This is a genomic window from Pontibacter sp. E15-1 (genome assembly GCF_022601975.1).
Taxonomy (GTDB): Bacteria; Bacteroidota; Bacteroidia; order Cytophagales; family Hymenobacteraceae; genus Pontibacter.
Window position 1 is genome coordinate 155,337 of the sequence record NZ_JAKVIR010000010.1, and the last position, 11,979, is coordinate 167,315.

Below are 11,979 nucleotides of genomic sequence, written 5' to 3' on the forward strand. Positions count from 1 at the left end.
AGGGCATTTGGGTATAAAACAGGTGTTTTGCGCACGTTCTATACCCCGGCTCTACTCAGAAATTAGTATATTTAACTCCAAAAAGAAGTACCGCTTGCACAGGCAGCACACCCATGACGAAACAGCCTCAGAACAGGTTAAAAGATATCGCCCAAGAACTTGGCTTGGCCACCTCTACCGTTTCAAGAGCCCTCAGCGATCATCCGCACGTGAGCCAGGAAACGAAAGAGCGGGTGCGGCAGGCTGTCGAGAAGTCGGGTTACCAGCTGAACGCCATGGCCTCCAGCCTCCGCAAAAGCAAGTCGAACATCATCGGCCTGATCGTTCCCCGGATCTCGATGTACTTCCAGTCGGCGGTGATCACGGCCATCCAGAACGAGCTGCAGAAATGCGACTACAACCTGATGATTTTCCAGTCGAACGAGTCGCCGGCCCTGGAAAAGCAGCTGGTGAGCGTGCTGCACGCCCTGCGCGTGGAAGGGCTGATTGTCTCGTCCACGCTCTACACCGAGGATTTCTCGCCCTTCGATGTCTTCCGGAAAGCCAACGTGCCGCTGGTGTTTTATGACCGCGTGCCCAAGGGATACTCCGCCCACAAAATTCAGGGCGACGACTACCAGGGAGGGTATAAATCAACGCTGCACCTGCTGGAGCAGGGCTGCCGCCGGATCGCGCACATCAGCGGCCCGCTTACCTGCAGCCTGTATAACGAGCGCTACGCCGGCTACCAGGAGGCCCTAAGGAAATACAACGTGCCGTTGGATGAGCGCCTGGTGTTTTTCCATGAGCTGACCTATGAAAACGCCATTAAAACCTGCGATGAGTTGTTTGGCCAGGAGCCATACCCGGACGCCGTTTTCACCTGCAACGACACAACGGCCATTGCCGTGCTGGATTATGCCAAGCAGCTGAAACTGGACATTCCGGGAGCACTAAAACTGGCGGGCTACTCCAACGACCCGCGGGTGCGGATCATTCAGCCCACGATCACGTCGGTAGAGCAGTTCCCCTACGAGATGGGGGAGCAGGCCGCCAAGCTGATTCTGGACCTGGTGCAACAGAAGCTCACGCCGGGCAAGAGCTTTATCTCGCTCACCACCCCTGTGGAGGTGATCCGGCGCGAATCAAGTGGCGAATAAGTTTGTGACTTGGATAATTTGCCCTAACTTATAAAGGATTTTAGAAAAGATATATTTTTTACCTTTCACTGCAATCGATTGCTATTTGAAATCGGCTCTGGCACACCAAAAGGTTCCAGCGCAAAGCAGCAGAAAACGCAGGCCTCGCAGCGCAAATGCCTGGCAAGAGTACCCAACTAAACGAAACAACAACCCATGAGTGGATTAGAGCAGTTTTCATTGGCAGGCAAAGTCATCGTGATGACCGGGGCCACCGGTATTTTAGGCGAGGCCATGTCGCTTGCCATCGGCAAGGCAGGGGCTAAAGTGGCCATCCTCGGGCGCAACCAGGAGCGGGCCGAGGCACGCGTAGCCGCCATCCGCGCGGCGGGCGGTGAGGCCATCGCGGTGCTGGGCGATGTGCTGGACGAAGTACAGATGCACACGGCCAAAGAGCGGGTGCTGGCGGAGTGGGGCACGATAGACGGCCTGGTGAACGCGGCCGGCGGCAACATCCCCGGGGCCACCGTCATGCCCGACCAGGATTTGTTTGACACCAGCATAGAAGACACCCGGAAAGCCGTGGACCTGAACCTGTTCGGCACCATCATCCCGACGCAGGTCTTCGGCCGTGTGATCGCAGAGAAAGGCAAGGGAACCATCGTGAACATCTCGTCGCTGACGGCGCAACGGCCCCTGACCCGGGTGCTGGGCTATACCATGGCTAAGAAGGCGGTGGAGGCCTATACGCAGTGGATGGCTGTGGAGCTGGCCCTGCGTTATGGCGACGGCGTGCGGGTGAACGCCATCGCCCCCGGTGTGTTCCTGACAGAGCAAAACCGCAGCCTGCTGCTGCAACCTGACGGAAGCTATACAGACAGGGCGCAGAAGTTTATCACCAACACCCCCTTCCGAAGACTGGGCGACCCCGAGGAACTGACCGGGACGCTAATTTACCTGCTGAGCGACGCCTCCAGGTTTGTGAGCGGCGAAACGGTGCTGGTAGACGGTGGTTTTAACGCCTACAGTGGGGTATAGCAACAACAAAGGCACAAAAAGACCATGAAAGTAAGGTATAGCAAATGCTGCGGTGGTCCTGTTGCGTCGTGCCCAGGATCATCTGATATCATATAGCCGACATCTAAACAAAACGATATGCCACTGATACAAAGCTGGAGATGGTACGGGCCAAAGGAACCGGTTTCGCTGCAGGATATCCGCCAGGCCGGAGCCACCGACATCGTGACGGCGCTGCACCATATCCCCAACGGGGAGGTATGGCCCGTCGGGGAAATTCAGCGGCGCATAGCCGAGGTGGAAAGCGCCGGGCTGGTATGGAGCGTGGTGGAGAGCGTGCCGGTGCACGAGGCCATCAAAACCCAGACCGGCCACTTCAAAACATACATCGACAACTACAAGCAGTCGCTCCGCAACCTGGCTGCCTGCGGCATCCGCACCGTCACCTACAACTTCATGCCCGTGCTGGACTGGACCCGTACGGATCTGAGCTACGAGATGTCCGACGGGTCGAAGGCGCTGCGCTTCGAGAAAGCCGCTTTTATCGCTTTTGACGTGCACATGCTGCAACGCGCGGGCGCAGAAAACGACTATACCGCCGCGGAGTTGGAAAGAGCCCGGCAACGCTTTGCGGAGATGCACGAAGACGAAAAGCTGCTGCTGCAGCGCAACATCATCGCGGGGTTGCCCGGAAGCGAGGAGAGTTTCACGCTGGCGCAGTTCCAGCAGGCCCTGGATGCCTACGCAGGTATAAACGCCGACAAATTGCGACAGCATTTGATACACTTTTTACAGCAGGTGATACCGGTTGCCGAAGAGGTGGGCGTGAAAATGGTGATCCACCCCGACGACCCGCCCTACCCCATTCTGGGGCTGCCCCGGGTGGTAAGCACCGCCGCCGATGTGGAAGCGCTGGTGCAGGCGGTGCCCTCGCCCAGCAATGCCCTCTGCTTCTGCACCGGTTCCTTCGGCGTGCGGGCCGACAACGACCTGCCCCATATGGTGCGGCAGTTTGGCGACCGCATCCATTTTGTGCACCTGCGCAGCACGCAGCGCAACGCCGAGGGCGATTTTTACGAGGCAAACCACCTGGAGGGCGACGTGGACATGTATGCGGTGATGCGGGAGTTAGTCCTGCTCAACGCGACCCGGAAAGCGCCCCTCCCATACCGCCCCGACCACGGCCATCAGATGCTCGACGACCTGCGCAAAGTCACCAACCCCGGCTACTCGGCCATTGGCAGGCTGCGCGGCCTGGCAGAGCTGCGCGGCCTGGAGATGGGTATAGAAAAATCAATGAACAGTTAACGCGAACCTCTCATGAAAGACCATACCTTACTGGCGCCCCCGGCCTCCAACCACATGCTGGAACAGCCTAAAAACAGTTTCCTGACCGAGGATTTTCTGCTGCAGACGGAAACGGCGAGGCGTTTATACCACGAGTTCGCCAAAGACCAGCCCATCATCGACTACCACTGCCACCTGTCGCCGGAGGCAATTGCCCGGAATGAGCACTATCCGGACATGTCCAGCATCTGGCTGGCAGGCGATCATTATAAGTGGCGTGCGATGCGCACCCTGGGCGTGGAGGAAAGCTACATCACGGGAGATGCCAGCAACGCCGAAAAGTTTACCGCCTGGGCCAGGGCCATGCCCTATACCATGCGCAACCCCCTGTACCACTGGGCGCAAATGGAGCTGAAAAACCCGTTTGGCGTGACAGAGCTGCTGACCGAGCACAACGCGGCGGAAATATACAGCCATTGCAACATGCTGCTGCAGCAACCGGCGTTTACGCCGCAGGGCCTGCTCACGGGGTATGGCGTGGAGATGGTGGGCACCACCGACGACCCAACCGACGACCTGCACTACCACCAGCAACTGGCAGCCTCCGGGTTCGGGGTGAAAGTGCTGCCGTCTTTCCGCCCCGACAAGGTGCTGAACCTGGCGGGAGGGGATACCTACAGGGCTTACCTCCGGAAACTAGCGGACGCCAGCCAGGTGAAGATCGTCAGTGTGGACACGCTGCTGGAAGCGCTGCAAAACCGGGTGGAGTTTTTCCATGCCAACGGGTGCCGGGTTTCGGACCATGGCTTGTCGTACCTGCCTTTTGGCCGCGCGCGAAGTAAAAAGATGGACGAGGTGTTTGCCGCCGTGCTGGCCGGGAACGACAACGAGGCCAGCGCCCTGGAGCAGGACTTTGCCGGCGTTATCCTGGCGGAGCTATGCAAACTATACCACCAGCGGGGATGGGTGCAGCAGTTCCACCTGGGCGCGCTGCGCAACAACAACTCCCGCATGCTGCAAGTGAACGGCCCGGACACAGGGTATGACTCGATCGGTGATTTCGCGCAGGCGTCCAGCATGTCGACCTTCTTTAACGCGCTGGAGCAGCAGGACAGCCTGGCCAAAACCATCCTCTACAACCTGAACCCGGCCGACAACGCAACCTTCGCCGCCATGACGGGCAACTTCCAGCAGGCAGGCATCAAAGGCAAGATACAGTTTGGCTCTGCCTGGTGGTTCCTCGATCAGCTGGACGGGATGAAAGACCAGATGAACGCTTTGTCGAACATGGGCCTGATCAGTTGCTTCGTGGGTATGCTCACCGATTCCCGCTCGTTCCTGTCGTACTCACGGCACGAGTATTTCAGGAGGCTGCTGTGCAACATGTTCGGCGACGATGTGGAACAGGGCCTGCTGCCAGCCGACATTCCCTGGATCGGGAAAATGGTGCAGGACATCTGCTACCGCAACGCCAAAGACTACTTCCCTTTCGGGGAATAACAAATTTTGCTGTCCGCGCAGTGGCGGCAGCGCTAGCTACATAAAACGTTTTTATCTTATGGAAAAGAAAGTTGTGCGTGCGGGTATAGTGGGTTCCGGTTTCGCCGCTAAATTTCACTACGATGCCTTGCAACGGGTTTTCAGCACGAAAGTGGAGCTTGTCGGGGCCTATTCTCCCTCATCGGAGCGCCTGCAGGCCTTTACAGGAGAGCGAAGCCTGACCGCGTTCGGCAGCCTCGAAGAACTGCTGGAAAGCTGTGATGTGCTGCACGTCTGCACCCCGCCCGTTACCCACGAGCCGATTGTGGTGGAGGCCCTGAAACGAAACAAGCACGTGATCGTGGAGAAGCCCTTCACCGGCTACTTCGGCGACGGGAGCGCAGATTTCAACGGCGACACCTTCTCCCGGGAGAAAGGGCTGGAGGAAACCCTGCAGAGCATCAGTCGGATGCTGGCTGCCGAACAGCAAAGCGAGGGTGTGATCATGTATGCCGAGAACTGGGTATACGCCCCCGCCATTCAGAAAGAGCGGGAAATGCTGGAGAAAACCGGGGCGCAGATCCTCTGGATGCACGGCGAGGAGTCGCACTCGGGCTCGCACTCGCTGGCCTACGGGCAGTGGAAGCTCTCCGGCGGCGGCTCCATGATCGGGAAAGGCTGCCACCCATTGTCGGCGGCCATATACCTGAAGCATGTGGAAGGCCGCGCCCGCAACGGGAAGGCCATCCGGCCAAAGACCATCTCCGCCCGCACGCACGCCATTACGCGCATGCCTACTTTCCAGGACGAAGGCCACCTCCGGACGACCTATAAAGACATTGAGGACTTTGCCATGCTGCACGTGGTGTTTGAAGACGGCACCATCGCCGACGTGTTTGCCAGCGAGCTGGTGCTGGGCGGTGTGCACAACTGGATCGAGGTGAACACCAGCAACCACCGCACCATCTGCAACATCAACCCCAACACAGCCATGCAGGCCTATACCCCCTCCGAGGCATATTTTAAGGATGTGTACGTGGTGGAGAAAACGGAAACGAAGCAGGGCTGGTCGTCGATCTCCCCGGACGAAGGATGGTTTGCCGGTTACCAGCACGAGATGGATGCCTTTTACCGGACAGCGGCCTATGGCGAGCCGGTGGAGAGCAACAGCAGCCTGGCCGCCGACGTGATCGCGACCATCTACGCCGGGTATGTTTCCGCAGAGAGAACAGGAGCCGAAGTGCCCATCACGATCATAGGGTAAAATACCCGGGTGCTAGGGGCACATAAGCATTAATCTGCTAAAACGAATTATCCACCCCTGCCTTTTTTGGGAGGGGTATACATCACACTTGTAGAGATTTCCCTCCTTGGAGGGGCAGGGGTGGGATACACTTGCACATGCATTCAGGGGCTGGCAGCTTAAAACCGCATCCAAAAAATCATACCGGCTATCATCCGTGAGGCCATTTTAACAGAAACCAGTTCATCGTTATGACGGAAAAAACTAAAATAAACCAGCACGACACCACGGCAACTGCCAAAGTGGGGAATTACCGTTGGGTGATATGCGCCCTGCTTTTCTTCGCCACCACCATCAACTACATCGACAGGCAGGTGATCGGGTTGCTCAAACCCACCCTGGAGGCAGAGTTCAACTGGTCGGAGCTGGATTATGGATATATCATCATGTTTTTCTCCGCCTCCTATGCGCTGGGCTATATTGTGTTCGGGAGCATTATCGACAAGATAGGCACGAAGCTGGGCTACTCTATCTCCGTGACGGTATGGAGCGTGGCGGCGATGCTGCATGCAGCGGTGCGCACCACGATGGGCTTCGGGCTGGTGCGGGGGCTTTTGGGCCTGGCGGAGTCGGGCAACTTTCCGGCTGCCGTGAAGGCGGTGGCAGAGTGGTTCCCCAAGAAGGAGCGCGCCCTGGCCACCGGAATCTTCAACTCCGGCACCAGCATTGGCGCGGTGGCGGCCCCGCTTCTCGTTCCCTGGATTCTGGGGGCCTACGGATGGCATGAAGCGTTTCTGATCACGGGTGCGTTGGGTTTTGTGTGGCTGATTTTCTGGTGGTTGCTGTATGAGGTTCCCTCGCGCCACAAAAAGCTGACCGCCGAGGAGTATGCCTTTATACATATCGACAACGAGCCCGCCCTGACCGAAACCTCCGGCTCTATCAAGTGGAGCAAGTTGCTGCGTATCCGGCAAACGTGGGTTTTTATCATTGGCAAAGTGCTGACCGACCCGATCTGGTGGTTTTTCCTGTTCTGGCTGCCGTCTTACTTCGCCACCACCTTCAACCTCGACCTGACGAAACCAAGCCTGCCGCTGGCGGTTGTATATACAGCCACCACGTTTGGCAGCATCGGCGGCGGCTACCTGTCGTCGGCCCTGATCAAGCGCGGCTGGCCGGTGCTGAAAGCCCGGAAAACGACCCTGCTGATCGTGGCGCTGGTGGTGCTGCCTATCATGACGGCACGGTATGCCACCGACATCTGGACGGCGGTGGCCATCATCAGTCTGGCGGCTGCGGCGCACCAGGCCTGGAGCACGAACATCTTCACGATCGTGTCGGACATCGTGCCTAAGAAAGCCGTGAGCTCGGTGGTGGGCATCGGCGGCATGACGGGCTCCATCGCCTCCACGCTGTTCCCGCTGCTGGTGGGCACGCTGCTGCAGTACTACGAAAGCGCCGGAAACATCGGGGCAGGGTATAACATCCTGTTCATCATCTGCGGCTTTGCCTACATTCTGGCCTGGGCAATCATACACCTGCTTACCAGACGCATGAAGCCGGTAGAGCTATAATGCCCCACGCGGTATTTCGTTTACATTCAAGAAGATTAGCATTTAACCATGAAAAACACACGTTATCCACTACTCCTGCTCTTTCTCTCCTGCGGCCTTTTCTATTGCCAGAAGAGCGGCAGTACCCTTGCGCAGCAAGGGGCGGGCGCTCCCGAAAAAGAAGGCAAAGCCGAACCTGTAACCTATAACCTTGAAGAGGCCCCGGTGGTATCGCCGGAAAAGTCGATCAAACTGATGCAGGTGGAAGAGGGGTTTGCGGTGCAACTGGTGGCGGCCGAGCCCTTGGTGAACACGCCCGTGGCCATGACCTTCGACCACAAAGGGCGCATCTGGGTGGTGGAGATGGAAGGCTACATGCCCGACACGCTGGGCACCGGAGAGGATGTCCCGAATGGGAAAGTGGTGATTCTGGAAGACACGGACCAGGACGGCGTGGCCGACAACCGGAAAGTCTTCCTCGATTCGCTGGTGTTGCCGCGGGCCATCTGCCTGGTGGATGAGGGTATTCTGGTGGCCGAGCCGCCCATGCTATGGTACTATGAGATAAACGGCGACAAGCCCGGAAAACGGACGCTGGTGGATGCGGCCTATGCCGAGGGCGGCAACGTGGAGCACCAGCCCAACGGCCTTCTGCGCGCCATGGACAACTGGATATACAACGCCAAGTCAGCGAAGCGCTACCGGAAAGTAGGGGAGAAATGGGTGATTGAGCCAACCCATTTCCGGGGCCAGTGGGGAATCGCCCAGGACAACAACGGTCGCCTATACTATAACACCAACTCCGAGAACCTGCTCGGTGATTACTTTACGCCGGGTTTTGGGGCAACCAACAAAAACCAGCGCGGCGTTGCCGGCTTCAACGAGAAAATAGTGGCCGACAACAAGGTATATCCCATGCGGCCAACGCCCGGCGTGAACCGCGGGTATATGGAAGGGGTATTAGACGACAGCCTGCGCCTCGTGAACTTTACCGCCGCCAGCGGGCCTGTGGTATACCGGGGCGATCTGTTTGGGAAAGCCTATACCGGCGATGCTTTTGTGGCGGAGCCCTCGGCTAACCTGATCAAACGCAACACCCTGAACGAAAACGGGAATATGACGGAAGGGAAGCAGGCGTATACCGGCAAGGAGTTTCTGGCCAGTGTAGACGAGCGCTTCAGGCCAGTGAGTCTGTATAATGCCCCGGATGGCGCGCTGTATATCGTGGACATGTACCGCGGCATCATCCAGCACAAGACTTACCTGACCACATACCTCAAAAACCAGATCGGCAGCCGCAGCCTGTCTCAGCCGATAGGGTATGGCCGCATCTACAGAGTCGTTCCGCAAAACAAAGCCGCCCGGATGGTGCGCCTCCCCGAGGAGCCTGCGCAGCTGGTTGCCCTGCTGGGCCACGAAAACGGCTGGGTGCGCGATAATGCGCAGCAACTGCTCATCGACCGGAACATGACGCAGGCCATACCTGCCTTGCGGCAGGCGATAACGGAAACGGGCAAGCCCCTGCAGGTGATGCACGCCCTCTGGACGCTGGAGGGATTGGGCGCCCTGAAGGCGGAGGAAGTGATAACCCTGCTGCAGCAACCCGCCTGGCCCATCCGGATGCAGGCGCTGAGTGCGGTGCCTTCGGTAATAAGCAAGTCGAATTACAGGCAGTTTATACCGGTGCTCGAGCAGCTCGGAAGCGACGTGACCGCCGCCCCCTATGTCGCTTTTCTGGCGCATTCTGTCCAGCCTTTCGACCAGAAAGCGGCTGATGCGCTGCTGCAACAAGTAGTGAAAAGCCATCCTTCAGACAAATTCGTGGCCGATGCCGTGATCAGTGCCTTGCAGAACCGGGAAGCGGATTTTCAGGCCAGTATCAATTCCGTTTTGCCGGATGCCACGCTTGGGTTTAACAAGCGGCTACAGCAGGTGGTGGCGCAAACAAACAGCGCCCGGGCCAATCGGAGCCCGAAAGCCCTGCTGAAGGAGTACCCGAAAGGGGCGGCCATGTTCGCCTCCTCGTGCCAGACCTGCCACGGCGCAGACGGAAACGGCGTGAAATCGCTGGCCCCGCCGCTGAACCAGTCGGAGTGGGTGACGGGCAACAAAGGCAAGCTGACCGCCATCGTGCTGTATGGCCTGACGGGCCCGGTAACCGTGAACGGACACGTGTACAAAGCCCCCGAAATCAACGGCGACATGCCCGGCATCGGCTACGACGAGAAATTGTCGAATGAGGATGTGGCGCAGCTGCTTAGTTATATCCGGAAGTCGTGGCGCAACAACGCCGATGCGGTGAGTGCCGAAGAAGTGACACAGGTGCGCCAATACCTGAAAGGCCGGCAAAAAGCCTTCACCGCCGCAGAGCTGGAAGCTTTTCAGTAAGAGTTGTTTTATAGAGATTGAGTAGATTCGAGAGCCAATTCCGTTTAGCTGCCTGAATTTTGGGTGGTTAAAAGGAATTGGCTTTGTTTAGGTATAAACTGTAGCCAATTAGGAAAATGAAAATACCAAAAATTAAAGGGATTATAGACCGCAGAATTCTTATCAATTATCAAGTTGACAAAGAGGTCTTGCAGGACTATTTACCAGAACCCTTTACGCCTAAATTGGTGAATGGGAAAGGTATTGCAGGAGTTTGTCTGATTCGACTTAAAGAAATTCGACCAGTCGGATTTCCCAGGCAAATTGGAATATCCTCTGAAAATGGTGCTCACAGGATTGCTGTAGAGTGGACTGAAGGTGAAGAACTAAGAGAAGGTGTATTTATACCGCGAAGAGACACTTCCTCGAAACTGAACTCATTAGCTGGAGGAAGCATATTTCCTGGAGTTCATCATTTAGCAGAGTTTACAGTAAAAGAGTCTCAAGGGAATTACGAAGTGAGTTTCATTAGTGAAGATAACACAACCCTTTCGATTTCAGCAAAGGAGACAAGTGAATGGAATAATGAAAGTGTTTTTGATAATTTAGAGTGCTTATCAGATTTCTTTAAAAATGGAGCTGTTGGCTACTCACCAGACCAGAATGATTTTGACGGACTTGAATTAAGGACTAAAAATTGGGAAGTGTCTCTTTTGGAGGTGCAATCGGTGCAATCAAGTTTCTTTGATGATAAAAGTATATTCCCAGAAGGCTCGGTTAAATTCGATAATGCATTATTAATGAAGGGTATAGAACACGAATGGATTGGACTGAAAAAAATAAAAAAATCCACTAAGCAGTAGCACATACATAAAGAGTTATAAAGAGTAGTATTTGGATTTATTCGTATATTATTTTAAAGTTGAGATATGGAAGCTATAAAAGAGGAGCTACACAAACTGATTGATACAACTAATGATGAAAAATTATTAGAAGATATCTTCATGATTCTTACTGGTAGGAGGGACTATAAAGAAGGAAGCTTATGGAATGGCCTGTCTGAAGAACAGAAGCAGGAGGTATTAGCAAGTGAGAACGAAATTGGTGATGAATCTGCATGGACATCGCATGAAGAAATGAAAAGAAGAAATTCTAAATGGCTCAAATAATTTGGAATAAGCGGGCCAGCAAACAATTAGCCGCCTTACAAAAGTATCTACAGGAAGAGTTTGGAGAGAAGACGGCGCAGATATGCACAGTACGGATATTTGAATTTCTAGAATTACTGCTCAAATATCCTCAAATAGGGAGTGTAGAGAATACAGAGAAAGGCGTTAGAGGCTTTTTACTACACAGGCATACTACCATTCTTTATAAGCAGAAGCAAGAAAATATCTATATCCTCGCTGTCTTTGATAATTGGCAACACCCTGACAAAAAGAATATTTAAAAATTATATGTGCTAACCAAACCTATGGTGAACAAACACACTCTAATAAATGATATTACGATAAATTTTATAGGGGGTATGAGATGAACAAAAGCGGTGTCAACCAAGCTTAAAGGAATATGCAAGTTCCAGATTTAAGCCAAGCCAACTACCGCTTCATGCTCAGTTTAACGTCTTTAAAGGTAGAGGAGTTTTTCGAGCTGTTGTCTTATTTTGCCCCCTTGTGGGAGCGCTACCACCGCCACTATGACCTGCAAGGCAGGCCAAGGCGGATAGCCAAGTACTCCGAGCACGCCTCGATGAGCCTGCGGGGCAGCGCCAGGAAGCTCTTTTTTGTGCTTGTCTGCCTGAAGCAAAATGCCCTGCAGTGCTATCACGCCATGGGCTTTGCCATGAGCCAGGGCAAAGTGAGCCAGTGGCTCAAGGTGCTGCTGCCCTTGCTGGAGGAGGCCCTGCGGCGGATGC

Annotated in this window: 11 protein-coding genes; all 11 read left to right on the forward strand. The window is 55.4% G+C overall.

From position 1 onward, the window contains the following. Positions 1 to 113 precede the first annotated feature (113 nt). Positions 114 to 1,139 carry a LacI family DNA-binding transcriptional regulator gene (locus MKJ04_RS08925; RefSeq protein WP_241641255.1) on the forward strand — a complete coding sequence of 342 codons (1,026 nt, stop codon included), beginning with the start codon at positions 114 to 116 and terminating at the stop codon, positions 1,137 to 1,139. Positions 1,140 to 1,334: 195 nt separating this feature from the next. Beyond that, complete coding sequence (locus tag MKJ04_RS08930) at positions 1,335 to 2,156, forward strand: SDR family oxidoreductase (RefSeq protein ID WP_241641257.1); 822 nt, start codon at positions 1,335 to 1,337, stop codon at positions 2,154 to 2,156. A gap of 117 nt (positions 2,157 to 2,273) precedes the next feature. Next, a complete protein-coding gene (uxuA, locus tag MKJ04_RS08935) occupies positions 2,274 to 3,443 on the forward strand; it encodes a mannonate dehydratase (protein WP_241641258.1) in 1,170 nt (389 codons plus the stop codon). Positions 3,444 to 3,455: 12 nt separating this feature from the next. After that, the gene (uxaC, locus tag MKJ04_RS08940; RefSeq protein WP_410896815.1) at positions 3,456 to 4,922 is read left to right on the forward strand and encodes a glucuronate isomerase; all 1,467 of its coding nucleotides are present in this window, start codon (positions 3,456 to 3,458) and stop codon (positions 4,920 to 4,922) included. 58 nt (positions 4,923 to 4,980) lie between these two features. Beyond that, on the forward strand, positions 4,981 to 6,165 hold the full coding sequence (locus MKJ04_RS08945; RefSeq protein WP_241641260.1) for a Gfo/Idh/MocA family protein: 1,185 nt from the start codon (positions 4,981 to 4,983) through the stop codon (positions 6,163 to 6,165). Between the two features lie 230 nt (positions 6,166 to 6,395). Continuing rightward, entirely contained in the window at positions 6,396 to 7,718 is a 1,323-nt protein-coding gene (locus MKJ04_RS08950; RefSeq protein ID WP_241641261.1) for an MFS transporter, read from the forward strand. 48 nt (positions 7,719 to 7,766) lie between these two features. Next, the gene (locus MKJ04_RS08955; protein ID WP_241641262.1) at positions 7,767 to 10,085 is read left to right on the forward strand and encodes a c-type cytochrome; all 2,319 of its coding nucleotides are present in this window, start codon (positions 7,767 to 7,769) and stop codon (positions 10,083 to 10,085) included. Positions 10,086 to 10,201: 116 nt separating this feature from the next. Next, the gene (locus tag MKJ04_RS08960) at positions 10,202 to 10,927 is read left to right on the forward strand and encodes a DUF2071 domain-containing protein (protein ID WP_241641263.1); all 726 of its coding nucleotides are present in this window, start codon (positions 10,202 to 10,204) and stop codon (positions 10,925 to 10,927) included. Positions 10,928 to 10,993: 66 nt separating this feature from the next. Then, a complete protein-coding gene (locus tag MKJ04_RS08965) occupies positions 10,994 to 11,233 on the forward strand; it encodes a hypothetical protein (protein ID WP_241641265.1) in 240 nt (79 codons plus the stop codon). Next, complete coding sequence (locus MKJ04_RS08970; RefSeq protein WP_241641266.1) at positions 11,221 to 11,514, forward strand: type II toxin-antitoxin system RelE/ParE family toxin; 294 nt, start codon at positions 11,221 to 11,223, stop codon at positions 11,512 to 11,514. Before MKJ04_RS08965 ends, MKJ04_RS08970 begins: the two co-directional genes overlap by 13 nt. A 119-nt stretch (positions 11,515 to 11,633) precedes the next feature. Beyond that, positions 11,634 to 11,979 (forward strand): hypothetical protein (locus MKJ04_RS08975; RefSeq protein WP_241641267.1); only part of this gene is annotated, 346 nt, incomplete at its 3' end.